The organism is Rhizobium laguerreae (assembly GCF_002008165.1).
GTDB classification, from domain to species: domain Bacteria; phylum Pseudomonadota; class Alphaproteobacteria; order Rhizobiales; family Rhizobiaceae; genus Rhizobium; species Rhizobium laguerreae.
In genome coordinates this window covers 163,862-190,346 of the sequence record NZ_MRDM01000014.1, presented here as the reverse complement: position 1 = coordinate 190,346, position 26,485 = coordinate 163,862, and the positions used below count along the sequence as shown (strand labels likewise).

Annotated in this window: 27 protein-coding genes; 14 read left to right on the top strand and 13 right to left on the bottom strand. The window is 62.0% G+C overall.

Annotated elements, in window-relative coordinates:
* Window positions 1–71: 71 nt before the first annotated feature.
* The 3 genes from BS630_RS16710 to BS630_RS16700 all read right to left on the bottom strand — a co-directional run bounded on the left by BS630_RS16710 (window position 72) and on the right by BS630_RS16700 (window position 2,503).
* Window positions 72–698, bottom strand: a complete 627-nt coding sequence (locus BS630_RS16710) for a glutathione S-transferase family protein (RefSeq protein ID WP_077978289.1) — start codon at window positions 696–698, stop codon at window positions 72–74.
* Window positions 699–774: 76 nt separating this feature from the next.
* A complete protein-coding gene (locus BS630_RS16705; RefSeq protein WP_025394756.1) occupies window positions 775–1,221 on the bottom strand; it encodes a GNAT family N-acetyltransferase in 447 nt (148 codons plus the stop codon).
* 70 nt (window positions 1,222–1,291) lie between these two features.
* The gene (locus tag BS630_RS16700; RefSeq protein ID WP_077978288.1) at window positions 1,292–2,503 is read right to left on the bottom strand and encodes an NADP-dependent isocitrate dehydrogenase; all 1,212 of its coding nucleotides are present in this window, start codon (window positions 2,501–2,503) and stop codon (window positions 1,292–1,294) included.
* A 186-nt stretch (window positions 2,504–2,689) separates the two neighbouring features.
* On the opposite strand from BS630_RS16700, the gene BS630_RS16695 reads away from it, so the two are divergent.
* From BS630_RS16695 to BS630_RS16640, 12 genes are all read left to right on the top strand, one after another.
* Window positions 2,690–3,217, top strand: coding sequence for a hypothetical protein (locus tag BS630_RS16695; RefSeq protein WP_077979201.1), 528 nt, complete (start codon window positions 2,690–2,692; stop codon window positions 3,215–3,217).
* 54 nt (window positions 3,218–3,271) lie between these two features.
* Complete coding sequence (locus BS630_RS16690; RefSeq protein WP_077978287.1) at window positions 3,272–5,311, top strand: FUSC family protein; 2,040 nt, start codon at window positions 3,272–3,274, stop codon at window positions 5,309–5,311.
* Window positions 5,312–5,315: 4 nt separating this feature from the next.
* A complete protein-coding gene (locus tag BS630_RS16685) occupies window positions 5,316–6,146 on the top strand; it encodes an RNA methyltransferase (protein WP_018483700.1) in 831 nt (276 codons plus the stop codon).
* Window positions 6,127–6,930 (top strand): glutamate racemase, encoded by an 804-nt coding sequence (gene murI / locus BS630_RS16680; RefSeq protein WP_025394753.1) that lies wholly within the window; start codon window positions 6,127–6,129, stop codon window positions 6,928–6,930. Before BS630_RS16685 ends, murI begins: the two co-directional genes overlap by 20 nt.
* Window positions 6,931–6,954: 24 nt before the next feature.
* A complete protein-coding gene (locus tag BS630_RS16675; protein WP_183594392.1) occupies window positions 6,955–8,202 on the top strand; it encodes an MFS transporter in 1,248 nt (415 codons plus the stop codon).
* A gap of 107 nt (window positions 8,203–8,309) precedes the next feature.
* Window positions 8,310–9,821: a helicase HerA domain-containing protein gene (locus BS630_RS16670; RefSeq protein WP_077978286.1), complete on the top strand. Its 1,512-nt coding sequence runs from the start codon at window positions 8,310–8,312 to the stop codon at window positions 9,819–9,821.
* A gap of 225 nt (window positions 9,822–10,046) precedes the next feature.
* Window positions 10,047–10,664, top strand: a complete 618-nt coding sequence (gene rpsD / locus BS630_RS16665; RefSeq protein WP_003540107.1) for a 30S ribosomal protein S4 — start codon at window positions 10,047–10,049, stop codon at window positions 10,662–10,664.
* 102 nt (window positions 10,665–10,766) lie between these two features.
* On the top strand, window positions 10,767–11,696 hold the full coding sequence (locus BS630_RS16660) for a glutaminase (RefSeq protein ID WP_077978285.1): 930 nt from the start codon (window positions 10,767–10,769) through the stop codon (window positions 11,694–11,696).
* Between the two features lie 61 nt (window positions 11,697–11,757).
* Complete coding sequence (gene ttcA / locus BS630_RS16655) at window positions 11,758–12,627, top strand: tRNA 2-thiocytidine(32) synthetase TtcA (protein ID WP_077978284.1); 870 nt, start codon at window positions 11,758–11,760, stop codon at window positions 12,625–12,627.
* A 46-nt stretch (window positions 12,628–12,673) separates the two neighbouring features.
* Window positions 12,674–13,501 carry an inositol monophosphatase family protein gene (locus BS630_RS16650; RefSeq protein ID WP_025394748.1) on the top strand — a complete coding sequence of 276 codons (828 nt, stop codon included), beginning with the start codon at window positions 12,674–12,676 and terminating at the stop codon, window positions 13,499–13,501.
* Between the two features lie 40 nt (window positions 13,502–13,541).
* Window positions 13,542–14,366 (top strand): inositol monophosphatase family protein, encoded by an 825-nt coding sequence (locus BS630_RS16645; RefSeq protein WP_025394747.1) that lies wholly within the window; start codon window positions 13,542–13,544, stop codon window positions 14,364–14,366.
* An 83-nt stretch (window positions 14,367–14,449) separates the two neighbouring features.
* Entirely contained in the window at window positions 14,450–15,256 is an 807-nt protein-coding gene (locus tag BS630_RS16640; protein ID WP_077978283.1) for an aminoglycoside 6-adenylyltransferase, read from the top strand.
* A 50-nt stretch (window positions 15,257–15,306) separates the two neighbouring features.
* Here the strand turns inward: BS630_RS16640 and BS630_RS16635 are convergent, their stop codons facing one another.
* From BS630_RS16635 to BS630_RS16620, 4 genes are all read right to left on the bottom strand, one after another.
* On the bottom strand, window positions 15,307–16,587 hold the full coding sequence (locus tag BS630_RS16635; RefSeq protein ID WP_077978282.1) for a multidrug effflux MFS transporter: 1,281 nt from the start codon (window positions 16,585–16,587) through the stop codon (window positions 15,307–15,309).
* Window positions 16,588–16,622: 35 nt separating this feature from the next.
* Window positions 16,623–17,828 carry a multidrug effflux MFS transporter gene (locus tag BS630_RS16630; RefSeq protein ID WP_077979199.1) on the bottom strand — a complete coding sequence of 402 codons (1,206 nt, stop codon included), beginning with the start codon at window positions 17,826–17,828 and terminating at the stop codon, window positions 16,623–16,625.
* 137 nt (window positions 17,829–17,965) lie between these two features.
* Window positions 17,966–18,301 (bottom strand): Grx4 family monothiol glutaredoxin, encoded by a 336-nt coding sequence (grxD, locus tag BS630_RS16625; RefSeq protein ID WP_012757638.1) that lies wholly within the window; start codon window positions 18,299–18,301, stop codon window positions 17,966–17,968.
* 250 nt (window positions 18,302–18,551) lie between these two features.
* Window positions 18,552–18,782 (bottom strand): hypothetical protein, encoded by a 231-nt coding sequence (locus BS630_RS16620; protein WP_077978281.1) that lies wholly within the window; start codon window positions 18,780–18,782, stop codon window positions 18,552–18,554.
* A 164-nt stretch (window positions 18,783–18,946) separates the two neighbouring features.
* Between BS630_RS16620 and BS630_RS16615 the strand changes: the two genes are divergently transcribed.
* Window positions 18,947–20,128: a hypothetical protein gene (locus tag BS630_RS16615; RefSeq protein WP_077979198.1), complete on the top strand. Its 1,182-nt coding sequence runs from the start codon at window positions 18,947–18,949 to the stop codon at window positions 20,126–20,128.
* Window positions 20,129–20,162: 34 nt separating this feature from the next.
* Here the strand turns inward: BS630_RS16615 and BS630_RS16610 are convergent, their stop codons facing one another.
* From BS630_RS16610 to BS630_RS16595, 4 genes are all read right to left on the bottom strand, one after another.
* Window positions 20,163–20,396, bottom strand: coding sequence for a BolA/IbaG family iron-sulfur metabolism protein (locus BS630_RS16610; protein ID WP_003540079.1), 234 nt, complete (start codon window positions 20,394–20,396; stop codon window positions 20,163–20,165).
* A 19-nt stretch (window positions 20,397–20,415) separates the two neighbouring features.
* Complete coding sequence (purL, locus tag BS630_RS16605) at window positions 20,416–22,650, bottom strand: phosphoribosylformylglycinamidine synthase subunit PurL (protein WP_077978280.1); 2,235 nt, start codon at window positions 22,648–22,650, stop codon at window positions 20,416–20,418.
* Between the two features lie 125 nt (window positions 22,651–22,775).
* Entirely contained in the window at window positions 22,776–23,354 is a 579-nt protein-coding gene (locus tag BS630_RS16600) for an acyloxyacyl hydrolase (protein WP_077978279.1), read from the bottom strand.
* A gap of 122 nt (window positions 23,355–23,476) precedes the next feature.
* Window positions 23,477–24,895 carry an aminotransferase-like domain-containing protein gene (locus BS630_RS16595; protein WP_077978278.1) on the bottom strand — a complete coding sequence of 473 codons (1,419 nt, stop codon included), beginning with the start codon at window positions 24,893–24,895 and terminating at the stop codon, window positions 23,477–23,479.
* Between the two features lie 81 nt (window positions 24,896–24,976).
* Here BS630_RS16595 and BS630_RS16590 point away from each other — a divergent pair, with 81 nt between their 5' ends.
* Window positions 24,977–25,234 (top strand): DUF1127 domain-containing protein, encoded by a 258-nt coding sequence (locus BS630_RS16590; RefSeq protein WP_077978277.1) that lies wholly within the window; start codon window positions 24,977–24,979, stop codon window positions 25,232–25,234.
* Between the two features lie 72 nt (window positions 25,235–25,306).
* Here the strand turns inward: BS630_RS16590 and BS630_RS16585 are convergent, their stop codons facing one another.
* Together BS630_RS16585 and purQ are read right to left on the bottom strand one after the other, a co-directional pair.
* The gene (locus BS630_RS16585; RefSeq protein ID WP_077978276.1) at window positions 25,307–25,702 is read right to left on the bottom strand and encodes a hypothetical protein; all 396 of its coding nucleotides are present in this window, start codon (window positions 25,700–25,702) and stop codon (window positions 25,307–25,309) included.
* An 84-nt stretch (window positions 25,703–25,786) separates the two neighbouring features.
* Window positions 25,787–26,458, bottom strand: coding sequence for a phosphoribosylformylglycinamidine synthase subunit PurQ (purQ, locus tag BS630_RS16580; RefSeq protein ID WP_077978275.1), 672 nt, complete (start codon window positions 26,456–26,458; stop codon window positions 25,787–25,789).
* Between the last annotated feature and the right edge of the window lie 27 nt (window positions 26,459–26,485).

Here is a 26,485-nt window from a genome sequence, read left to right as displayed (position 1 = left end):
GTCGTCGATCGGGGCGCGGCGGATCTGCCGCGTCCCTGGACGGTCAGGCGACCTTCCGCGTCCTGGAATTTTCAAGCGGCCTGCATGGTCTTGATGGCTTCGTCATCAAGGGCGTTCGCCCGTTTGTAAGCCTCGCGTTCGCTGATGCGGCCGACATAGTCGAGGAATGCCTGGCGTCTTTCGATGCCGCCGAAGCCGATGCCCCAGCCGATATGGGAGCCGACATAGACGTCGGCGGCGGTGAAACGCTCGCCGGTGATGTAGGTCGAAGCGGAGACGGCTTTCTCGAGTGTGTTCATGACGTCGCCGAAACTGCCGCAGCCGGCCATGCGCAGGCGTTCCTTCGGAATTTCGAAGCCGAGAGCCTTCATCGTCACCGCCGATTCGAGCGGACCGGCGGCAAAAAACATCCAGCGGTAATAGCGGGCGCGCTCCTCCGGCCTCGGCGCCAGCGCTTTTTCGGGAAAGGTCTCGGCCAGATAGGCGCAGATCGCCGCGCATTCGGTGACGATGGTGTCGCCGTGGCGGATTGCCGGCACCTTGCCCATCGGATTGACGGCGAGATATTCCGGCGCCTTCATGGTTTCGCCGAAGGTCAGGAATTCGGTGCGATAGGGCTGGCCGATCTCCTCCAGCATCCAGCGCGCGATGCGGCCGCGCGACATCGGGTTCGTATAGAATACCAATTCTTCGGTCATGACGTCCTCCTCGTGTTGCCGTTATTGATCCCACGGAATCAATAGCGCAGCGATGGCCGCCTGCAAGTCCCCGCCGCTAGAGCGCCTTGCGATATTGGATGAAGCCCGAGCGCTCGGCGATCCTGTCATAGAGCCGCCGGGCCGTTGCATTGGTCTCGTGGGTCATCCAGTAGAGCCTGCCTGCGCCGTTGGCGCGGGCGAGGTCGGCGACGGCCTCGATCAAAGCGGCCCCGGTGCCGAGCCCGCGCTGGCTGTTGTCGACATAGAGATCCTGCAGATAGCAGGTCCATTGCGGCAGCCAGCAGGAACGGTGAAAGATGGCATGGACGATGCCGACGAGACGGCCGTCTTCGTCGAAGGCGCCGAGCGCGTGCATCGGTTCGTCAGGATCGTGGAAGCGAGCCCAGGTGAGATCTGTAGTTTCGGGCGGGATGACCACTTCGTAGAAGCGCTGATAGGCCTCCCATAGGGGTTCCCAAACGGCGCGGTCCGAGGGTTCAAGCGGTCGCAGGATGGCCGTCATCGGTTCATTCTCCCAAAATAAAACGGCGGGGAAATCCCCGCCGCTTCGATGTTATCTTGGAAAGACCGGCTTACGCCATGGCCTTCTGCAGGTTCTGGTCGATCTTGTCGAGGAATGCGGTGGTCGAGAGCCACGGCTGGTCGGGGCCGATCAGCAGCGCCAGGTCCTTGGTCATGAAACCGGATTCGACGGTGTCGACGCAGACCTTTTCGAGCATTGCGGCGAAGCGGGCAAGCTCGGCATTGTCGTCGAGCTTGGCGCGATGCGCCAGGCCGCGCGTCCAGGCGAAGATAGAGGCGATCGAGTTCGTCGAGGTTTCCTGGCCCTTCTGATGCTGACGGTAGTGGCGGGTGACCGTGCCGTGCGCGGCTTCGGCTTCGACCGTCTTGCCGTCGGGCGTGAGCAAAACCGAGGTCATCAGGCCGAGCGAGCCGAAGCCCTGGGCAACGGTATCGGACTGGACGTCGCCGTCATAGTTCTTGCAGGCCCAGACGTAGCCGCCAGACCATTTGAGCGCCGAGGCGACCATGTCGTCGATCAGACGGTGTTCGTAGGTGATGTTTGCTTCCTTGAACTGATCCTTGAATTCGGTCTCGTAGACTTCCTCGAAGATGTCCTTGAAGCGGCCGTCATAGGCCTTGAGGATGGTGTTTTTGGTCGACAGGTAGACCGGCCACTTGCGCATCAGGCCATACATCATCGAGGCGCGGGCAAATTCGCGGATCGATTCATCGAGGTTGTACATCGCCATGGCAACGCCGGCGCCCGGTGCGTTGAAGACTTCCTTCTCGATGACGGTGCCGTCTTCGCCGACGAACTTGATCGTCAGCTTGCCCTTGCCGGGGAACTTGAAATCGGTGGCGCGGTACTGGTCGCCGAAGGCGTGGCGGCCGACGACGATCGGCTTGGTCCAGCCGGGAACGAGGCGCGGCACGTTCTTGCAGATGATCGGCTCGCGGAAGATGACGCCGCCGAGGATGTTGCGGATCGTGCCGTTCGGGCTCTTCCACATTTCCTTGAGGTTGAATTCCTTGACGCGGGCTTCATCCGGCGTGATCGTTGCGCACTTGATGCCGACGCCGTACTTCTTGATGGCGTTGGCGGCGTCGACAGTGACCTGGTCGTTGGTGGCGTCGCGGTTTTCGACCGAGAGGTCGAAATAGTCGATGTCGAGGTCAAGATACGGATGGATCAGCTTATCCTTGATGAGCTGCCAGATGATGCGCGTCATTTCATCGCCGTCGAGATCGGCGACGGGATTGGCGACCTTGATCTTGTTCATGTATCTGCCTCGTTCGAGCTTGAATGGGGACGGGGTCCCGGGTGGGTGATGTGATGAGGAGCGCTATAGCATTGTGAACCGGGAACGCAAAGCTGCAAGGGGTTCGACAATGCGTTTTTGCCGCCATTGCCAAGTACTGGAATTTGGCTAGTGTCCGCCTCAACTGCCGACGCCGGACATTCGACCATGAAGACAATCGCCGTTGTTATCGCAAGCCTTATCGCCTTTTCAGGCATCAGCCACGCCGCCGAAATCATCGCTCCGGTGAACGAGATCATGGACGCGACCAGGAGCAACTGGGCCGACAATAGCAGCGACTGGATCGACATCTTCGACGCGAGCCGGCTTGACCATCTCTACAGCCGCGATTTCGTCGCGAAATACCAGGCGGCGGCGCAGTTTCCCGCCGTCGACGACGACGGCATATCGCCCTTCGACTACGACGTCATCGTCAACGGCCAGGATGCCTGCCCGCTGGAGGATCTGACGATGGTGGCAGCGCCTGTGGTCGACGGCGTGGCCGAGGTGACCGTGCGCTTCAAGAAATCCGCCTGCTCGGATGCGCCCGATGCCAAGGACTATACGACCGTTCATTTCGAGGTGGTCGAGGAAGGCGGCAAGCCCGTCATCGACGATATCGTCACCGAGAATATCGAAACGCAGGCGCGCGATTCCCTGAAGACAACGATGGCGCTGATTGCCAAGGGCCAATAGGCGCGCGACATTCAAGAGCATCGAGATTCTATCTCTGAGCGGCATGAGGGGCTCTTGCACTTGTTTTCCGGTTTTCAGTTCCGCGACTGGCTGCTTGCCAACGATCCGGCGCTTTCGCGCCTGCGCATGGCTTCGCGGGTGACGCTGACGATCGTTCTCTCCTTCGCCATCCTGTTCGCCATCCAGAAGTTGATCGTGCCGCTGCCGACGGCGGCCTTCGGTCTCGGCATCGTGCTGTCGATCGAGGGCGGGGTGGCGGTGCGCGACAAGGGCAATTCGCGCCAGCTGGTGACGCGGCTTTTCGGCTGTGTCGCGAGCCTTGCCGTCGTCGGCATTGCGGCGGGGCTCGAGGATCGCCGTTTTCTCTCCGATCTCGTCTTCCTGGTGGTGATCGCGCTCGCATCGGCCGGGCGGGTGTTCGGGCCGCGTGGCTTTGCGATCGGCATGTTCGCCTTCACCTCTTATTTCATGGGGTCTTATTTCCGGCCTTCCCTTGCCGAGCTGCCTGATGTGGCGATCGGCCCCGTCGTCTCGGTACTCGTCGGCCATCTGGTGAGAGCAGTGCTGTTGCCGGATGATTGGCGGCGCGACCTGCTGCGCTCGCTCGAAAGCGTGCGCGGCCGGATCAACCAGATCCTCTTCAAGCTCGCCACCCTTGCCGGCAGCGGTCATATCGGCGAGGCTGACCGGCAGGAGCTGCGCCAGCTGGAAGACCGGCTGAAGGAAGTGGTGCTGATGGCTGAGACCTTCATTCCACGCCCGCCGGCCGGCGTCTTCGACGGTGCTTCCGATCCCGCCGCGGAATTGGCGATTCGGCTCTTCGATGCGCATCTCGCTGCCGAAAGCGCGATCGTGGTGAGCTTCCAGAGCCTGCCGCCCTTTGCGCTCATCCATGCCGTGATCGAGGCCGACAAGGCGGAGCTCGCCACCTATGAGGGGATGGCGGAAGCCATCAAAGAGGAACCGCAAGGCGAAACCGTGCGGGCGCTGCTCTGGCTCGGCGAGGCGCGGCAGCAATTGACGCAGGCGATCGGCGAGGGGCAGGCTTCCGGCTTTGCCGGCATCGATGCCGTCAAGGACACGGCACAGCCCGAGAAGATCGACTTTTCATTCGCCAATCCGCTGTTGCGCTCGGCGCTGCAGATCACGCTCGCCTCGGCGCTCGCCATGGGCTTCGGCCTGCTTCTGTCGCGCGACCGCTGGTTCTGGGCGGTGCTTGCCGCCTTCCTCGTCTTCACCAACACCAATTCGCGTGGCGACACGGCAATGAAAGCGCTGTCGCGCTCGCTCGGCACGGTGTTCGGGATCGCCATCGGCCTTCTGCTGGCGACGCTGATTTCGGGTGAGCCTGTCATCGCGATTCCGGTCGCCGGCATCTGCATCTTCCTCGCTTTCTATTTCCTGCAGGTCTCCTACGCGACGATGACCTTCTTCATCTCGATCGTGCTCTGCCTGGTCTATGGTATGACCGGGGTGCTGACGCTCGATCTCCTGCAACTGCGCATCGGGGAGACCTTGATCGGCGCGGTGGCCGGAACGGCGGTCGCCTTCCTAGTCTTTCCGGCACGCACGCGCGGCGCGCTTGATGCGGCACTCGCCCGCTGGTTTCAGGCGCTGGACGAGTTGTTGAGCGCGATCGGCGATGGCAAGAGCGGTTTTGCGCTGATTGCGCTGTCGCAGAAGATCGATGCCTGTTACCGCGACGTGACGGTGGCAGCAAAGCCGCTCGGCTCGTCCTGGTCGGTGGTGACGCGGCCGGGCCAGATCCGCCAGACGCTGGCGATCTTCCTCTCCTGCACCTATTGGGCGCGCATCCTGGCGAAGAGTTCCACAGCGCCGGCCGAGGCCGATGAGCTGAAAAGGCTGATCGCGTCGGATCTGGCGCTGATGAAGGATGCGGCCCCGCGCGGCTCGACCTGTTTCTTCATCGAGCGCAAGGCGTCGCGGACGACAGGGCGGCACCTGCCGCTGTCGCGCGAGGGCGCCAGACTCGGGCTCGAAATGATCGGTTCGGCACTGGAAAGGCTCTATCCGCAGGCTGATGTCTTGCCGTTTGCGCCGGGCGAGGTTATTGCGCGCTCGAAACAGGGATAGAACCATGGCAGGCACGAACAGCGAGCGTCAACTTCTGGCCGAAGGGCCGGCCATCATTCTGGTCGAGCCACAGATGGGCGAGAATATCGGCATGGTCGCGCGTGCCATGGCGAATTTCGGCCTTGCTGAACTCCGCCTCGTCAATCCGCGCGACGGTTGGCCGAACGAGAAAGCCCTGGCGACCGCCTCCAAGGCCGATCACGTCATCGAGGCGACCAAGGTCTACGACACGCTGGAACAGGCGGTCGCCGATCTCAATTTCGTCTATGCGACGACGGCGCGCGAGCGTGATGGCTATAAGCCGGTCCGCTCGCCGGTCATCGCCGCAGAGACGCTTCGGGCGAGGTTTCGCGCCGGCGAGGGCACAGGCATTCTCTTCGGGCGCGAGCGATGGGGGCTGACCAACGAGGAGGTGGCGCTTGCCGACGAGATCGTCACCTTTCCCGTCAATCCTGCCTTCGCCTCGCTGAACATCGCTCAGGCGGTGCTGCTGATGTCCTATGAATGGATGAAGTCCGGCATGGAGGATCTCGGCGCCGTGCCCTTCCAGGCGATGGGGCAGACGCCTTCGACCAAGGAACAGCTGTTCGGCTTGTTCGACCAGTTGGAAGAGGCGCTCGATGCGCGCGGTTATTTCCATCCCGCCGGGAAAAAGCCGAAAATGGTCGACAATCTGCGTGCCGTTCTATCCCGCCGGGCTTTCACGGAGCAGGAAATCAGCGTGTTGCGCGGCGTCATCTCCTCCCTCGACCGCTTCTCGCGCAAGAGCCCGCGCGGCGGCCGGTTCCCGACAGCGGCCAAGGAAACACCGCCCGATGACAGCGCCGACGCATGAGCTGAAACCCGTCCTCGTCTTCGATTCCGGCATCGGCGGGCTGACCGTCTTGCGCGAGGCGCGTGTGCTGATGCCGGAACGCGGCTTCATCTATGTGGCCGACGATGCCGGCTTTCCCTATGGCGGCTGGGAGGAGCAGGCGCTGAAAGAGCGGGTGATCGGTCTCTTCGGCCGGCTGCTCGAGGAGCACGATCCCGAAGTCTGCATCATTGCCTGCAACACCGCCTTCACGCTGGTTGGCGCCGATCTGCGCGCCGCTTTTCCCCAGATGACCTTCGTCGGCACTGTGCCGGCGATCAAACCGGCGGCGGAGCGTACGCGCTCCGGCCTCGTCTCGGTGCTCGCGACGCCGGGCACAGTCAAGCGCGCCTATACGCGCGATCTCATCCAGTCCTTCGCGCAGCAATGCCATGTCCGCCTCGTCGGCTCGGAGAACCTTGCGCGCATGGCGGAGGCCTATATTCGCGGTGATGCCGTCTCCGACGACGCCGTGCTTGCCGAAATCGACCAATGTTTCGTCGAGAAGAACAGTCAGAGGACCGATATCGTCGTGCTCGCCTGCACGCATTATCCCTTCATGGCCAATCTTTTCCGCCGGCTTGCGCCTTGGCCGGTGGACTGGCTGGATCCGGCAGAAGCCATTGCCCGGCGGGCGCGCACACTCGTTCCGCAGATCGCCGATGCCGTTCACCCCGATAATTTCGACTTTGCCGTCTTTACATCCGGCAATCCCGATTTTGCGACGCGCCGACTGATGCAGGGGTTCGGTCTCAGCACGCGATAAGGCACTGCGCGCTTTATTTCACCGATGCCATCGCGCAAGATCTCCGCGGGGAATCGCGGGCGCGTGTTTGCCGCTCAAGACATAAAGGGATGCGCCGTGCCGCTGCAAAGACTTGTCATGCTGATCTTCTTTCTGCAGCCGATAGCCTTTGGCGCCTGGTTGCCGCGTATTCCTGATGTCCAGGCGAAGCTTGAACTCGGCACCGCCGATCTCGCCGTCGCACTTCTGGGATTGCCGATCGGCACGCTGATCACCCTGCCGTTTGCCGGCCGCCTCGTCTCGCGCATCGGCGGGCGCATGGTGATCATCTATGGTTTCATCTTCTTTCTTGCCGTGGTTTCGCTTCCAGCCTTCGCGCCCAGCGCCGTGCTTCTATTCTTCGCCTTGATTGTCGTTGGGGTCGCGCTTTCGACGGTGGAACTCGGCATGAATGTCGAGGCCGATGTGACGGAGAAGGCGACGGGGCTGGTCATCATGAGCCGCTGCCACGGCTTCTGGAGCTTCGGCATTATGGCCGGCAGCCTGATCGGCGTTGGTGCCATAGCCATCGGGCTTTCGCCACACTGGTCGATCCTGATCACGGCGATCATCATCCTGCCGGCTGCGCTGATTGCCAGCCTGCGCCTGCCGAAATTGCCGGAAAGTCACCATGCGGAGAATTCGCAGGTAATGACCGGCTTCAAGCTGCCCAGTCTTGCTCTGCTCGGGATCTGCGCCTTCGTCTTCGGCGTGACGATGACCGAAGGTGCGATCGCCGATTGGTCGGCGGTCTATCTCCGCGATGTCATGAATGCAGAAGGCGCGCAAACCGGCCTCGGTTATTCGGTTTTCGCTTTCATGGTCGCGGCGGGGCGCTTCAGCGGTGATTACATGAAAGGCCGTTTCGGCGCGGTTGCCATTGCCCGTGGCTGCGGCATCGCCTCGCTTGCCGGCATGCTCGTCGTTCTCCTTGCACCGGCGACGCCGCTTGCGCTACTCGGCTTTGCCGCAGTCGGTATCGGCGTCTCGGTCGGGTTTCCGCTTGCGGTGACGGCCGTCGCTTCGCTGACTGACCGCCCGCCCGCTTCAAGCGTTGCGACGCTCTCCTTCGCAGCCCTGACCGGTTTTCTCATCGGGCCGCCGATCATCGGCTTTCTCGGCGAACTCCTGGGCTTGCGCGCGGGACTTGCGGTCTTGTTGGTACCACTTTTCGTCAGCCTGCTCTGCGCACGTTTGCTGATTCCGACGCAGAAGGACATGGCGGGCGACCTCGTCGAGCGCGAGGCGGTGTGAAACTTATTTCCCAGGGCTGGCTTTCCTGTGGGTTCTTAAAGGTTTGACGATAACAGTGCCTGCGAATCTGCTAGAGACGGGCCGGGAATCTTTAAGGGGAATTGGACGTGCAGGTTGGCATCGATATGGGACTGGCGTCCGGCGCTCCGGCGACGCTCGATATCGAGGAGCTGCTGGCGACACGTCTGCTCGTGCAGGGCAATTCCGGATCGGGCAAGTCACATCTGCTGCGCCGCCTGCTAGAGCAATCGGCGCAATGGGTGCAGCAGGTCATCATCGATCCCGAGGGTGATTTCGTCACCCTCAGCGACAGGTTCGGCCATGTCGTGGTCGACGGTGAGCGGACCGAGGCGGAGCTTGCCGGCATCGCCAACCGCATTCGCCAGCATCGCGTTTCCTGCGTGCTGACGCTCGAAGGCCTCGATCTCGAAGACCAGATGCGCGCCGCCGCCGCCTTCCTCAACGGCATGTTCGATGCCGATCGCGAATACTGGTATCCGGTTCTCGTCGTGGTCGACGAGGCGCAGATGTTTGCGCCGTCGATCGGTGGCGATGTCTCGGAAGATGCGCGCAAGATGTCGCTCGGCGCGATGACCAATCTGATGTGCCGCGGGCGTAAACGCGGTCTTGCCGGCGTGATCGCGACGCAGCGGCTTGCCAAGCTTGCCAAGAACGTCGCGGCCGAGGCCTCGAACTTCCTGATGGGCCGAACCTTCCTCGATATCGACATGGCGCGCGCTGCCGACCTGCTCGGCATGGACCGGCGCCAGGCCGAGATGTTCCGCGATCTGAAGCGCGGCAATTTCGTCGCCCTCGGACCGGCGCTGTCGCGCCGGCCGCTGCCGATCCAGATCGGTGCGGTGGAGACCTCGGCGCGCTCTTCCAGCCCGAAGCTGATGCCGCTGCCGGATGCGCCTCAGGATGTGGAAGACCTGATCTTTACGCCCGATCCGGAGGAATTCCAGCGCCCGCTGGTGCGCCGCGCCCCGCCGGCGCCGCGGCCGACGACCGATATTCTGGCCGAACTCTCGCGCTCGACGCCAGCGGCATCGGCCGTGCCTGCCGAGGCGAGGGCGAGCCAGGTGGAAGTCTCCGCCGAAGAGCGGGAGGAGCGCCTTGCCGGCGTGCTTGCCGAAATCCTCGACGATCCGACCTCCGCCTTTCGCACCGATTCGGTGCTCTATCAGGACTTTCTCGTCCGGCTGCGCATGCGCCGGGTGCCGGGACCGCCGATCGCGCTGCCGGAATTCCGCCGGCGGGTGGCGATCTCGCGCTCCGGCGTCGATGTGACGACAGCTGCGACCAATGCCTGGGCGACGGCGCTGTCGCTGTCTTCAGGTGTCACCGACGACCTGCAGGGAGTCTTCCTGATGCTCGCCAAGGCCGCCGTCTGCGGCGAGCCTTGCCCTTCGGACGCCCGCATCGCCCGCGCCTACGGTACCCATTCCGCCCGTCGCGCTCGCCGCCTGCTTGGCTATTTCGAGGAGCAGGGCATCATCGTCGTGCACGCCGATTTTTCCGGCAAGCGTATCGTCGCTTTCCCTGATATGGACTGCCAGACGGCGCCGGGCGACGCCAACGCACCAGATACCGGCTACCAGCCGCTGGCGGCGGAATAGTGGCGCTTTCGGGGTCTGCCGCTGTTGACATTTTCATGACGGCCCTCTAAAGACCGCCGCAAGCACCGGGCAGCAATGTCCGGTGTTTCATTTGACATGTCCCGTGGATCGTTCCTGTTCGCTAACCGGAACATCCTGTCAGGTCTCGGAAAAGACCAGAGGAGGGCGTGTTTCCTTCGTGCGGTTTGGCAACAAGCCGTCATAAACCTTTGAAAAGGAAATGCGATGAGCAAGCGCGAATCGTCCAAGTACAAAATTGACCGCCGTATGGGCGAAAACATCTGGGGCCGTCCGAAGTCCCCGGTAAACCGACGCGAATACGGCCCGGGCCAGCACGGCCAGCGCCGCAAGGGTAAGCTTTCGGACTTCGGTGTGCAGCTGCGCGCCAAGCAGAAGCTCAAGGGCTACTACGGTGACCTGCGCGAAAAGCAGTTCCGCGCGATCTTCGCCGAAGCCGACCGCCGCAAGGGCGACACCTCTGAAAATCTGATCGGCCTCCTGGAATCGCGCCTCGACGCAATCGTCTATCGCGCCAAGTTCGTTCCGACGGTCTTTGCTGCCCGCCAGTTCGTCAACCATGGCCACGTCTCGGTCAACGGTGTGCGCGTCAACATCGGTTCCTACCGTTGCAAGGCCGGCGACGTCATCGAAGTTCGCGAAAAGTCGAAGCAGTTGGTGATCGTTCTGGAAGCTGTCAGCCTCGCAGAGCGCGACGTTCCCGACTATATCGAAGTCGATCACAACAAGATGGTCGCAACCTTCGGCCGCGTCCCGACGCTCAGCGACGTTCCGTTCCCGGTCGTCATGGAACCGCATCTGGTCGTCGAATTCTATTCGCGTTAATGCATTCGTCTCGCAGTCGAAACCGATTGCGAGACAACAGCATGCGTCGATATACGGAAAGCCGCTCTTTCGAGCGGCTTTTTTGCGATCTGGAGAGAAGCAATGGCAGATTTGCAGGCGACCCTCGATAGCATCTACGCCGATATCCAGCCGCGGATCGGCGAGGGCAAGGTCGCGGACTACATTCCGGAACTCGCCAAGGTCCACCCGAAGCAGTTCGGCATGGCGATCGTCACCGTCGACGGCAAAGTCTATCGCGTCGGCGATGCCGACATCGCCTTCTCGATCCAGAGCATATCGAAGGTCTTCATGCTGACGCTGGCGCTCGGCAAGGTCGGCGAGGGGCTGTGGAAGCGGGTCGGGCGCGAACCCTCCGGATCGGCTTTCAACTCGATCGTCCAGCTGGAGCACGAGAGCGGCATTCCTCGCAATCCCTTCATCAATGCCGGCGCGATCGCCGTCAGCGACGTCGTCATGGCCGGCCATGCGCCGCGCGAGGCAATCGGCGAGCTGCTGCGCTTCGTGCGTTATCTCGCCGATGACGAGTCGATCACCATCGACGACAAGGTGGCGCGCTCGGAAACGCAGACCGGATACCGCAATTTCGCGCTTGCCAACTTCATGCGCGCCTACCGCAATCTCGACCATCCCGTCGACCATGTGCTCGGCGTCTATTTCCATCAATGCGCGCTGTCGATGAGCTGCGAGCAGCTCGCCCGCGCCGGGCTGTTCCTGGCGGCGCGCGGCAGCAATCCGACGACCGGCCATTCGGTGGTCTCGCCGAAGCGGGCGCGGCGCATCAATGCGCTGATGCTGACCTGCGGCCATTACGACGGCTCGGGCGACTTCGCCTATCATGTCGGCCTGCCCGGCAAGAGCGGCGTCGGCGGCGGCATCTTCGCCGTGGCGCCGGGCATCGCCTCCATCGCCGTGTGGTCGCCGGGACTGAACAAGGTCGGCAATTCACAGCTCGGCGCTGCGGCGCTGGAGATGCTCGCAGCACGCACCGGCTGGTCGGTTTTCGGCGATTGAACGCTGTGTTGGCAGGACGCTTTCTGCTAAGGCAGGTCTGGACCTTCGATAGGACGAAGCAATGAATATCGCAGCCAAGATTGCCGATGATTTGGAAACCGGCGAAGCCGACACCAGCGGCCATGCGCTGTTTGCCGATGCGCCGCGTTCGGTCTCCTTCAACAAGCTGCGCAAGCGCCTGCTGCGGCAAGTGCGCCAGGCCTTCGACGATTTCGACATGCTGAAGGGCCAGAAGCGCTGGCTGGTCGGCCTTTCCGGCGGCAAGGATTCCTACGGGCTGCTGGCGCTGCTGCTCGATCTCAAATGGCGCGGCCTGCTGCCGGTCGAACTCATCGCCTGCAATCTCGATCAGGGCCAGCCGAATTTTCCGAAGCATGTGCTGCCGGATTATCTCACCAAGATGGGCGTTCAGCACCGGATCGAGTATCGGAATACCTATTCGATCGTGAAGGAGAAGGTGCCTGAAGGCGCCACCTATTGTTCACTCTGTTCGCGGCTGCGGCGCGGCAATCTCTACCGCGTCGCGCGGGAAGAGGGTTGCGATGCGCTGGTGCTCGGCCACCACCGCGAGGACATTCTCGAAACCTTCTTCATGAATTTCTTCCATGGCGGCCGGCTCGCCTCGATGCCGGCGAAGCTTCTGAACGACGAGGGCGACCTGATGGTGCTGCGGCCGCTCGCCTATGCTGCCGAGGACGACCTCGCGAAGTTTGCGGCCGCCATGCAGTTTCCGATCATCCCCTGCGATCTCTGCGGCTCGCAGGACGGGCTGCAGCGCAATGCGATGAAGGACATGCTCGCCGATATCGAGCGGCGCATGCCGGGACGCAAGGATACGATGCTGCGGGCGCTTTCGCATGTGAACCCGTCGCATCTGCTCGACCCGAAACTCTTCGACTTTTCCACCCTTGGTGTCACCGATCCTTCATGAAGGGCCGGCTATGCAGGCTGGCATTGCATCAAGTACAGGATTTCGCATGACTATTTCAGATCAGGATATTCTCTTTCTCGGCGATTGCGTCCGAGAGGCGGCGCAAGCCGAGATCATGCCGCGTTTCCGTAATCTCGGCGCTGCCGATGTTTCGGAAAAGACTTCGGCAATCGATCTGGTGACGCAGGCGGACGTGCTTGCCGAACACCGCATCACCGCGGCGCTGAGAGAGCGCTTTCCCGCAGCACTCGTCGTCGGCGAGGAGGCTTATGACGCCGACCGGTCCGTCGTGCCGGCACTTGCCGATGCCGAGCTCGCCTTCGTCATCGACCCTGTCGATGGGACGTTCAATTTCGCCGCCGGGATTCCTGTCTTCGGGACCATGTTGGCGGTCACAGTCAGGGGCGAGACGGTCGCCGGCATCATTCATGATCCCGTTCTCGGTGACACGGTGACCGCGATCAGGGGGGCAGGTGCCTTTCTGACACGGCGGGATGGGCAGTCGACAAAGCTGAAGGTCGCTGAGCCTGCTAGCCTGAACCAGATGGTCGGCGGCCTGTCCTGGGGGCATATGGATGAGCCCGACCGCTCGCGCATCTGCGCCAACATGGCGAAGGCCCGGATGACTTTCGCCTTCAACTGCTCGGCCTACGAATATTGGATGGTCGCCTCCGGCAAGATGCATTTCATCGGCCATGCGAAGCTGATGCCCTGGGATCACCTGGCCGGCGTGCTCGCGCATCAGGAGGCCGGCGGCCATACGGCGAAATTCGACGGCACGCCCTATCGCCCCGGCGAGACCGTGGGCGGCATCATCTCCGCGCCCGACAAGGAGAGCTGGCAGCTCATTCGGCGCGAGATCGTCGGCATCTGATTCAAGGTTTTCCTAAGAGACCTAAGCGTGAGGATTTGAGATGACTTCGATTGTCGACGTGACCGTTCTTGCTGATTTGCTGCGCCGCGCTGCGAAGGCGGAGATCCTGCCGCGCTTTCGCCGGCTTGGTCAGCACGACGTGCGCGCCAAGAGCGAGGCGACCGATCTCGTCACCGAGGCCGATGAGCAGGCGGAACGGATGATCAAAGCGGAAGCTCAGCAACTCTGGCCGGGCGCACTGTTCCTTGGAGAGGAATCGGTCGCGGCCGATCCTGATTTGCTCGGCAGGCTCGAACATGCCGATCTCGCGATCGTCGTCGATCCGGTCGACGGCACCTTCAATTTCGCCTCCGGCATTCCGGCCTTTGGGGTCATGGCATCCGTGATCTCCGGCGGCGAGACGGTTGCCGGCATCATCTACGATCCGATGGGCGACGATTGGGTGATGGCCGAAAAGGGCGGTGGCGCCTGGCTGCGGCGGCCGGATGGCGGCGCCGAGCGTCTCTCGGTCGCAGCTCCCGTCGAACTGGAACACATGGTCGGCATGGCCTCGACAGGCTACCTGCCGAAGGAGAAGCGCGCCGAAGTGCTCGCCAATCTCGCAAAGGTGCGCTTCCTCACCAATTACCGCTGCGCCGCCCACGAATACCGCACTTTTGCCGGCGGGCATGTGCATTACCTCATGTACAACAAGCTGATGCCCTGGGATCACCTTGCCGGCACGCTGATCTCGCAGGAGGCGGGCGCCTATGCGGCGCGTTTCGACGGCTCACCCTACCTGCCGCATCATCTCGACGGCGGGCTGCTGATTGCGCCGGACAAAGCCTCGTGGGATGTGTTGCGGCGTGAGGTTTTCACGGTCTGAAGGTGAAAAAGCCGCCTTCGACCACCTTCCGTGTTTGAACATCGGCAGGGTAGTATTGCGCCGATGCGGTTGGAGATCATCCCGTGTGGCAAGAGCAATTCATCGAGAAAATCCGTCAAGTCGTTAGCGGCGACCCAAGGGTTGTCGGGCTGTTTCTTGCTGGCAGCTTTGGAAAAGGGCAGGCTGACACGTATAGTGACATTGATCTGCTCGCCGTCGTCGCGCGCGATGATCAGGCCGAGTTCAGTGGAGCATGGCGGCAACAGCTCGAAAAAATTGCCCCCATTGTCTTTTGGAACGAGCTTGGCAAAGAGGAGCGCGTCTTCAATGCCATAACTGATCAATGGCAACGAATAGATCTGGGAGTAGTCGACGAGGGAGCCCTGAAGAAAAGAAGCCAAGATTCGCTTAAACCGCTGATCGACAGACATGGCTTGTACGACACTTTGCCAGCGACTATCCCGTGGTCCGGTCCTAATAAGGAATATCTCACCTATCTCATCAACGAGTTTATTCGTGTGTTCGGTCTCCTTGCCGTCGCCAACGGCCGGGGAGAATATCTCCTCAGTGTCGCAGGCGTAGACTTGCTTCGGATGATGCTCTTCAAACTTCTGAGCGAAGAAGTTGAACGCGCAGACAAAGGCGGCATGCTGGCCTGGAGCCGTCGGCTGTCCGAGGAGCAACTTGACCTCCTCGCAACCATTCCTCCCGCAGCACCAACACGTCAGTCAATCATCGACGCTCACCTTGCCTGCGCAAGTGCCTTTCTGCCACGCGCCCGCAGGATGGCTGAGAGGTGGGAGATTGAATGGCCGCAACGGTTTGAGGATGCCACTTGGAGGCATCTTGAGCGCGAAGTTGGAATGAAAAAGCCAGCTGGCCTAATGTAACGGGAGATCGAAACCTCCATCACAACCCGCAAAATCAGTCCTGTCTTATCTCAAAAGTGGGCCGCACCCGGATCGAGCTGCGGGCTGTCGCCGGGGTGGGTGAAGAGTTTGCCGTTTTCCGCCCAGAGCGTGGCCGCGATTGTCACCGCGCCGAAGAGGGCGAAGCCGCCGAAGAGCGGCTGCACCGTGCCGTTGAACATCTGGCCGACCAGGCCGCCGAGGATGGCGCCGGCCGTCGTCGAGACGAAGCCGGTGATGGCGGTCGCGGTGCCTGCGAGATTACCCATTGGCTCGAGGCTGATGGCGGTGAAATTGGTGGCGATCAGAGCAAACATCATCAGCACGATGGTGAAGATGCCATAGGCGATGGCGAAATCCGGCTTGCCGGTCAGCGAATAGAAAAAGCCGACAGCCGATAGCGCCGTGAAGATCAGCAGGGCGGCGTGCGAGATACGGCGCATGCCGAACTTGCGCACGAAGAAGCCGTTGGCGAAATTGGCGACGGCGATGCCGCCGGCGGTCGCCGCAAAGGCGATCGGCAGCCAGTCGCCAAGGCCATAGACCTCGCCGAAGACCTGCTGCACCGAGATCACATAGGCGCTGATGACGCCGGTGAACATGGTGAGGCCGATCATGTAGCCGCAGGTGATGCGGTTGGTGAGCACGGTCTTGAAGCCATCCACGACAGAGGCGACCGACAGCGGCAGCCGCTCTTCCGGCGGCAGCGATTCCTTCAGCCGCAGGAGAGCCCAGACGAACAGGACGGTGGCGATGATGCCGAGCAGGATGAAGATCCAGTGCCAGTTGGCATAAAGGATGATGAGCTGGCCGACGGATGGGGCAACGATCGGCACGATCATAAAGACGATCATCACATAGGACATAACACAGGCCATTTCGCGGCCACCGAAGCAGTCGCGCACCATGGCCATGGTGGTAATGCGCACGGCCGCACCGCCAATACCCTGGACAAAACGCATAACGAGCAGCATTTCGAAGCTGCCGGTCGCTGCGGCGGCAAACATTCCGACAATATAGCAGGCCAAGCCGCCGAGCAGGATGTTGCGGCGGCCGAACGTATCCGAAAGGCTGCCGAAGAAGATCTGCGAGACGCCGAATCCTAAGAAGAACACGCCGATGATCAACTGCGCGTCGTTGGTATTGGTGACGCCGAGGGAATGGCCGATATTGGGTAATGCCGGCAGCATGCTGTCGATCGCCATGGCAACGCTGGCGGTCATGATGGCGATGGTAACGACGAATTCGCCAAAGCCCATGCCGATACGGCGGGAGCCCTGGTTTTCCTGGTGCGGTTTATGTGGCGGCGTCATGTGGTGAAATCCCGGATGCGAATGAGGTCGGCCGTTCAGACGGCTGGGTTTTGCGATTGGAAGAGGCGGCCCTTCTCGGCGATCAGCACGAAGACGAGCCCGATGATCGACACAAAGAAATAACCGGCGACCATCGGCAGCGCAGTGCCGTCGAAGGCCTGGCCGATGCCGGCGCCGATGATGGCGCCGCCGACCGTGCTCATGAAGCCGAGGACGGAGGAGGCGGTGCCGGCGACGTGGCCGAGCGGCTCCATGGCGAGCGAATTGAAGTTCGAGCCGATCCAGCCGAACTGGAACATGGAAAGGCCGAAGAAGGAGATGAACAGCGCGAAGGGCATCGGCTCGGTGCTGGCCATCTGGACGATCAGCCAGACGGTGTTGATGGCGATGAAGCCGATGAGCGAGCCGTGCGACAGGCGGCGCATGCCGAGCTTGCCGACGAAGCGCGAATTGAAGAAGGACGACAGCGACATGAAGATCGCCACGCCGGCAAAGGCGACGGGGAAATAGGCGCCGAGATCGTAGATGCCGACATAGACCTGCTGGGCCGAATTGATGAAGCCGAACAGCGCGCCGAAGATGAAGGTGCTGGCGATGGTGTAGCAGAGCGCGACGCGATTGGTCAGCACCAGCTTGAAGGCGCCGAAGATCGAGCGGGCGGTGAAGGGTCTGACATTGGCGGGATGCAGGGTCTCCGGCAGGCGTAGATAGGCCCAGACGGCGATGCCAGTCGCCATGGCGGCGATAAACAAGAAGATCAGGTGCCAATTGCCGAAGAACATGACGATCTGACCCGCGCCGGGCGCAATCACCGGCACGATCATGAAGACCATCATGATCAGCGACATGACTTCGGCCATCTGTCGTCCGCCATAGATATCGCGGACGATGGAGATGGTGATGACGCGGGTGGCCGCCGAGCCGATGCCCTGGACGAAGCGCAGCACCAGCAGGCCGGCGAAGGAGGGAACGAAGACGATGCCGATGGCCGAAACGATATAGACGACGAGGCCGAACAACAGCGGCGTACGGCGGCCGAAGCGATCGGAAAGCGGTCCGTAGAACAGCTGGGCGCAGCCGAAGCCGAGCAGATAGGAGGAGACGACGAATTGCCGGTGGTTCTCGCTCTCGACGCCGAGGCTCGCGCCGATCTGCTGCAAGGCCGGGAGCATGATGTCGATCGCCAGCGAGTTGATGGCCATCAGGAAGGCTGCGAGCGCGATGAATTCTCGCTTGCCCATGGGCAGGCGGCCCGCGGACACGGCTTGTGAAGAATCTGTCACAATGAAATTCCCATAAACAGGTCAAGGCGCTGCTAGCCGCAGCGCCTCGAACTCAAGAAACAGATTTGGAAACCGGGCGGACGTCCGGTGACCGGTCAGGAGGCGGCGCGCACCGCGATGCCATTTTCCTGGAGATGCTGCTGCAGTTCACCAGCCTGGAACATTTCCCGGACGATGTCGCAGCCGCCGACGAACTCGCCCTTTACGTAGAGCTGCGGGATCGTCGGCCAGTTGGAATATTCCTTGATGCCCTGGCGGATTTCCGAATCGGCGAGCACGTTGACGCTCTTGTAATCGACGCCGATGTAATCGAGAATCTGCACGACCTGGCCGGAGAAACCGCACTGCGGAAACTGAGGCGTGCCCTTCATGAAAAGGACGACGTCGTTGCTCTTGATTTCGTTGCCGATGAATTCGTGAATGCCGCTCATGGACCTAATCCTTTCAACAGGCGGGTTAAAGGCCCACCGTTTCAATCGTTGCCTTTAGATAGCATGCGACAGCAGGAATTCCAGCTGCCCGAACCAAAAAAATACCAATTCGGGCAGGCCGTTGCCGGGGCTGTTGCCGTCGCGCTACTGCACATCAAAGTGCGACAGCGTCCTTTGCACGTCTTAAAAGACGCGCGGCGCTGCAGCGGAGCGGAATTCATCCGAAAGCCGCTCATATTTTCATCGTGTCTTAGCTGCGTCGCTGACGGCTGCGGCCGGCGGCGGTGCGGCGCTTGCTGACCTGTTTGCGGGCGGGCTTGGGCTTGGCCGAGGTCGCCTTGCGCGCAACCTTCGTCGTCGTGGCGGGGCGTGTCTTACGCCTCCTGCGCTTCGTCGTGATGCGGCCGGTGGTCTTCTTCAGGATCTCCTTCAGCACGCTGTCGACGACGCCTGATATCAATTCTTTGACTAGGTCGGCCACAAAACCCCTCCGTTCGTGATGGAAACGACATGGCTGCTATTGAATTCCGGAAGAGTTCGGTTAGCAAGACGGCTTCGAGACCATAGGTGCTTTTTGCCCATATCAGCGGCGCAGCATCCGGATCGCAGCAACATGCCGGCCATTCGCCCGGCCGGAAGAGTGGAATGAAACTGATCGAGAAGCGGGTCGTCCTGCATTTCCCGGGCTTCGAGCCGCTTGACGGCGTTGCCCACAGGGCGCGCTACGAGCGTTCGGCCAGGCAGAGTGCCGCCGTCTGGAGTTATTCGATTGAGACGGGGCCAGTGGATGCGGGGAGCGATCCGGTCAGTTTCGAGGTCACGACGGCTGAGAGGGTAGCGGCGCCCGAGGCAGGGACCGGTTCCCCCGGCTGGCAGACGAAGAGCCGCATCCATATGGTCGATCACGATATACTGGTGCGCAAGCTGCGTGCCGGCAACACGCTGAGCCAGATCATTGCGGGCTTCCGAAGCTGCGCCGAGATCATGCTGGATGGCGGGATGCGGGGATATTTCCGCCACGCCTGGCGCTTCGGCCTGTTCTTCCTCTTTCCGTTCCTGCTGACGGCGCTGGCGATCGTGCTGACCGCGCAAATCGCCATCCTACCCTATGCTGTCGGCTTTTCGCCGTGGCACATGCTCTGGAGTGGGCCGCTGGCGCTCTGTTTTTTCATCTTCGCCTTCCTGCCATTTTCCGAACGCTTCCATACGCTGCATCTCTTCGCCGATTGGGAGATGGCGGTGGCGCTCGGCCGCATGGACCGGGCGGATTTCAACGACTGGCTGGAAGACCGAGCCACTGCCGTGCGCAAGGCGCTCGACGAAGAGGCGGACGAGTATGTGATCTCCTCGCACAGCATGGGATCGAACGTCGCCGCCCATGTCATCGGCATATTGCTGGAAAGGGAGCCGGAGCTCTTCAAGGGCAAGCGCGTGGTGTTTGCCACACTCGGCAGCGCCATCCTGCAATGCGCGCTGCTGTCATCGGCGACGCTGCTGCGCGCCCGCGTCGGGCTGATCGCCCGCTGTCCCGAGATTTCCTGGCTCGATGTGCAGTGCCTGACGGATTCGATCAATTTCTACAAGGTGCCGGTCGTTGCCGTCTCCAGCCATGCGGATGCGCCTCAAGCGAAGATGATCCTGATCCGCGTCAAGCAGATGCTGACGCGCGAGCACTATCGCAAGATCCGCAAGGACCAGCTGCGCGTTCACCGGCAATATGTGCTTGGGCCTGATCTGCAGGCGCCCTTCGACTTTACGCTTTTGACATCCGGGCCGATGCCGGCCTCGGTCTTTGCCGATCCCGACGAAAAGAGAATGCCCGGCTGAGGGCCGGGCATCGTCAGCCGGATTGCGTCGGGCTCTATTCCGGCGCCGAGGTCTGCAGGGCAAGAGCGTGCAACACGCCGCCCATATTGCCCTTCAGCGCCTCGTAGACCATCTGGTGCTGTTGCACGCGGCTCTTGCCGCGAAAGGCTTCGGCGACGACTTCGGCGGCGTAATGATCGCCGTCGCCCGCCAGATCGCGGATCGTCACCTTGGCACCGGGAATCCCAGCCTTGATCATGTCTTCGATATCGCCGGGTTTCATGGCCATGATCGTTACTCCTTGCGCATCATTCCGCAGCGGCAAGTTCGCCGCGGCCTTCCATGAAATCAGGGAACCATGATTCATGGGCATCGCGCAATTGCTGAATCGGCAGCGAGATGAGATCGCCGACGACGAGCGCCGTTCCTCCGACCGTGCCGAGACGGCGGAAGGGAACACCGCCACCTTCTGCATTGACGCAGACGAAATCGGCGACATCGGCAGGCAAGGTCAGGACGTAGCGGGCCTGATCCTCACCGAAGAGCAGCGCATGCGTTTCACCCTTGCCTTCGCTCAGATCGATCGTCAGGCCTTTGCCCGAGGCCATGGCCATTTCGGCGAGCGCCACGGCAAGGCCGCCCGAGGAGATGTCGTGGCAGGCGGTCGCCTGGCCGTTGCGGATGACGGAGCGGACGAAATCGCCATTGCGTCTTTCGGCGAACAGATCCACTTCAGGAGCCGGACCTTCGCGGCTGGAAAGCACGTCGCGGAGATAGACGGACTGGCCGAGATGGCTGCCGTCGACGCCGATCATGATCACCTTGTCGCCGTCGTTGGCGCTGCCGATGCGAGCCATCTTGCGCCAGTCCGGCAGCAGGCCGACGCCTGCGATTGTCGGGGTCGGCAGGATGGCGACGCCGTTGGTCTCGTTGTAGAGCGAAACGTTGCCTGACACGATCGGGAAATCCAGCGCCCGGCAGGCCTCGCCAATACCTTTCACCGCCTGAACGAACTGGCCCATGATTTCTGGCTTTTCGGGATTGCCGAAGTTCAGATTGTCGGTGGCGGCGAGCGGTTCGGCGCCTGTCGCGGTGATGTTGCGCCAGCATTCGGCGACCGCCTGCTTGCCGCCTTCGAAGGGATCCGCCTCGACATAACGCGGGGTGACGTCGGAGGAGAAGGCGAGCGCCTTGGAGGGATGGCCGTCGACGCGTACGACGCCGGCATCGCCGCCTGGAAGCTGCAGCGAATTGCCCTGGATCAGCGTGTCATACTGCTCATAGACCCAGCGGCGGCTCGATTGGTTGGCGGAGCCGACGAGCTGCAGCAGCGCCTGGCCGTAATCCTGAGGAGCGGCGACGAGATTGGCGGGCAGGGGGGCATGCTTGCCGGGCTCGCGCCATGGGCGATCATATTCCGGCGCCTGGTCGCCCAGATCCTTGATCGGCAGGTTGGCGACTTCCTCACCCTGGTGCATGACGCGGAAGCGCAGATCGTCGGTTGTCCAGCCGACGATGGCAAAGTCGAGGCCCCACTTGACGAAGATCGCCTTGGCTTCCTCTTCCTTCTCCGGCTGCAGCACCATGAGCATGCGCTCCTGGCTTTCCGACAGCATCATTTCGTAGGCCGTCATTCTCTCTTCGCGCACCGGCACCTTGTCGAGTTCGAGCAGGATGCCGAGATCGCCCTTGGCGCCCATCTCGACGGCAGAGCAGGTGAGGCCGGCCGCACCCATGTCCTGGATGGCGATGACTGCGCCGGTCTGCATCAGCTCGAGGCAGGCTTCCAGCAGGCACTTTTCGGTGAAGGGGTCGCCGACCTGAACGGTCGGACGCTTCTCTTCGATCGATTCGTCGAATTCGGCCGATGCCATCGTCGCGCCGCCGACGCCGTCACGGCCGGTCTTGGCGCCGAGATAGACGACCGGAAGACCGACGCCCTTGGCTTCGGACAGGAAGATGGCGTTCGACTTCGCAATACCGGCGGCAAAGGCGTTAACCAGGATGTTGCCGTTGTAGCGGGCGTCGAACTCGACCTCACCGCCGACCGTCGGCACGCCGAAGGAATTGCCGTAGCCGCCGACGCCGGAAACGACGCCGGAGACGAGGTGGCGGGTCTTGGGGTGATCCGGCTCGCCGAAGCGCAGCGCGTTCATCGCGGCGATCGGGCGCGCGCCCATGGTGAAAACGTCGCGCAGGATGCCACCGACGCCGGTCGCGGCGCCCTGATAAGGCTCGATATAAGAGGGGTGGTTGTGGCTCTCCATCTTGAAGACGACGCAATCGCCGTCATCGATATCGACCACGCCAGCATTTTCGCCCGGGCCCTGGATGACGCGCGGCCCTTTGGTCGGCAGCGTGCGCAGCCACTTCTTCGAGGATTTGTAGGAGCAGTGCTCGTTCCACATGGCAGAAAAGATGCCGAGCTCGGTAAACGTCGGTTCGCGGCCGATCAGATCCAGAATACGCTGGTACTCGTCCGGCTTCAGGCCATGCCTCGCAATGAGTTCGGGCGTGATCGGGATGGTGTTTGGAATGGTCATGAGCGGAAAATCCCTGGCGCGTTTTGCGCTGTCTTTAGCTTATGTAGCGGCGACGCGCGACAGGAAAATGCCCGCCGTCAACAGCGGGCCGGCAACTTCTTCCTGATGATGAAAAGTGGTCGCTGCTAGAATTTGTAGCCGATCTGCAGACCGGCGCGTGTCATGCCGTCGTTCGGCCCATCGCAGAGATTGGCATGCAAGGAGTGAGCGATCTGAGCCATGACGTTCCAGTGGGCGGTGAAACGATAGCCGGCACCCAGATATTCGTGGAAGAGGACGCGACAGCCGAGTTCTGGGCCGTCGTCATCGCCTTCGAGATCGCCGGTATGGATGACGCCGCCGAAGCCGGCTTCGGCAAAGAGCTTCTCGTTGAAATCGACCGTCCAGGTGAAACCGGTGAAGAACTGGGTGGCTTCGCCCGACGTCCCGATCGAGGTTCCGAGATGCACACGAGGGTGCAGCAGCTGTTGCTGCCAGCCGACCGCCGTGTCGTAGCCGAAAGGATCGAAGAGAGCGGTAATTTCGGGAAAGACGCCGTCTTCCCTGGAATGGCCCGATTGTACCGAGGTCGAGACGCCGAAGCGCAATTCATCAAATATCTGCTCGCCAGCACTTGCCGAGCCCGCAACCGGGATAGCGGCTGCCGCTGCCAACGATGCCATACCCAAAAAACGCAACGCGATCTTTCCGAAGTCGACCCTCATTTGCTGTCCTCTGATTCGCGTCTGACGGGAACAACAAAGAGGTAACATGGAGGTTGAGTCGGTGAAGCGCTCGGAATACGCTCCGGCGTTTTTTCCGAATTATGACGTGTATTTGCAACAGGTCATATTTCGCCATCATAGGCGGATCCGCCATTTTCCAGCAGCCGGCGCAGGATCATCAGGCCCGAGATCAGTTCCTGCCCCGTCTTCGGCGAGGAAAAACCGATGCGAACGCGATGATAGGGTCGCTCTCCGCGCGCCGACTTGAACTCGTCCTCGTCGTCGACGAGCACGCCGTCGCGGAAGGCGGCATTCTTGAAGGTGCCCGACATCCAGGGTTCCGGCAGTTTCAGCCAGAGGAAGGGCGCGTGTATGTGTGATTCGAAATCGAAGCCCTGCAACTGTTCGCGGGCGAGCCGGACGCGCCGGGAGAGTTCCTCGACACTTGCCTTGCGAATCTCGTGCGCCATGCCGCTCTCGACGAGGCGCGCGCAGGTCTCCGCCAGGATGAAGGGCAGGCCGCCGGTGATCATCCTGTGCGTCACCTTGATGCGCTGGGCAAAATGCGGCGGGCAGGCGACCCACCCGCCGCGCACGCCGGCGGCGACCGATTTCGACAGGCCGTTGACGAGGAAGGTGCGGTCGGGCGCAATCGAGGCCAGCAGCGGCGTATCGTCGTCGGCCATGCCGCCGTAGAGGTCGTCTTCGATCAGCCAGACGCCGTGTTTCCTGGCGATTGCGGCGATGGCCGCGCGCCGCTCATAGGGCATGATCGCCAACGTCGGATTGTGGACGGTCGGCATCAGGAAGGCGATCTTCGGATGCTGCTGCTGACAGAGCCGTTCGAAATCCTCTGGAATTACGCCCAGTTTATCGGAATCGACCGTCAGCGTGCGGCGGCCGAGAAGGCGGGCGCTGCGGCTGACCTGGGTATAGGTGAGATCCTCGAAGACGATCTTGTCCCCTGGCGCCGAGACGGCGGCGATGACTGATATCGCCGCCGCATGGGCGCCGAGCGTCGGCACGATGTTTTCGACCTCCGGCGTCCAGCCGCTGCGGGCAAGCCACAACCGGCCGGCCTCGAACCAGTTGCGCGGGAAGCTCCGGGAATAGGAGGAGATTTCGGCAAGATGCTGCTCGCCGATCTCGGCGAGGATGCCTGCGATGATCTTGCCCTGGCCGAGATCGGGCGCGGCTGTCGTATCGAAGCGGATCTTGTTGGCAGGCGCATCCTGGATGCGGGTGCCACTGAGCGAGACGGTCAGCGGATCGATCTGTTCGCCGGGCGGCGTTTCGGAGCGGTTCAGCACATAGGTGCCGCGCCCCACTTCGCCGGCGACCAGGCCGCGCTCATGCACCAGCGCATAGGCGCGGCCGATCGTGCCGATCGTCACGCCGATATCGTAGGCAAGGTTGCGCTGCGGCGGCAACTTGCTGCCGGCGGGCAGGGCGCCGCTTGATATGGCGGATTCGATGCTGTCGGCAAGCCGGAGATAGACCGGCCCGGAGCCGCGGGAAATATCGGGAAGCCAATTTGTCATGGTGACAATTGTATATATTGGCACATTGTACCCGTCAAGCGTATGAGTCAATTCCAATGGCAAATCGAGAGGATTCTTGGAATGTCTGCCTTGCCTGAGATCAAAATGCCGATTGTACCGATTGTCTCTTGTGATGACAGGAGACAAATCATCCTCCGCGACACGCCCGCCGAAGTGACGCCGCGTTTGGGCCGAATCTGGGGTGCCATTCTTCTCTGGCATCAGAAGCGGGAAGGCCGGCGCGCGCTGAGAGGCCTGACGGCGACCGAACTCAAGGATATCGGTGTGTCGCAGTCCGATGCCGCGCGCGAAGTCGGCAAGTCGTTTTTCTGGGACTGATTATGCAGAACTCAAAGAGTTACAGCGCTGTTCGCGCGTCTGAAAAGACGCGTAACGCTGTCATCGCCGGGATCAGCTGCAGGCCTTGTTGCCGCCGGACCAGCGATTGACGTCGGCGGTGATGCGGCCGGCGACCGGTTCCTGCATCATCGGGCCGAAGGCCTGCAGGCGCGACGGACTTCCCTCGGCCTGCACGACGAGCAGCGGCCGACTTTCCGGGCTGCCCTTATGGACGAGCAGGATGCGCGGACGGCCGGAGAAGGAATTGAGCTCCGGCGCGAGCTTGTAGGCTGCAAAGGCCGGATCGCCCGATTTGAACCAACAGGCATTGGCGCCGAGGGCCACGCGCTCCATCGTCGGCAGCGCGGCGCGGTTCGGGCCTGTCGGCGCCGGCGTCTGGCAGGCTGCCACCATGGCTGCGAGAGCGGTCAACAGGGCGGCGTTTGCGACGGAGAGGCGAGGGCGCATCGATTGCTCCAGATCCGAACAGAAGGATTTTCGTGTGCATCCCGTTGCCCAAGACCGCTACGCGCGCTTGGGCGACGTGCGGGTTCAGGCGGCGATGACGTCGAGCGCCGAGGCGAAGAGGCCGCGGCCGTCCGAACCGCCATGGGCGGCCTCGATCAGGTTCTCGGGATGCGGCATCATGCCGAGCACGTTGCCCTTTTCGTTCATGACGGCGGCGATATCGTTGATCGAGCCGTTCGGATTGGTGCCTTCGGCATAACGGAACACCACCTGGCCTTTGCCTTCGATCGCAGCCAGCGTCGCATCGTCGGCGAAATAATTGCCGTCATGATGGGCGACCGGGCAGCGAATGACCTGGCCCTGCGCATAGGCGCGGGTGAAATCCGTCTCGGCATTGACAACTTCGAGCTTGATCTCGCGGCAGACGAATTTCAGCGAGGAATTGCGCATCAGCGCGCCGGGCAGCAGGCCGGCCTCGACGAGGATCTGGAAGCCGTTGCAGACGCCGAGGACTTTCACGCCCTTTGCAGCCTTGTCGATGATCGCCTGCATGACCGGCATGCGGGCGGCGATCGCGCCGCAGCGCAGATAATCACCATAGGAAAAACCGCCCGGGATGACGATCAGATCGACATCGGGGATCTCGGTTTCCGTCTGCCAGATCGTTACCGGTGCCTGGCCGGAGATTTTGGTCAAGGCGGCGATCATGTCGCGGTCGCGGTTGAGGCCCGGAAGTTGAACGACGGCTGATTTCATGGGTGCTGTTCAAACCTTGCTTGTGTT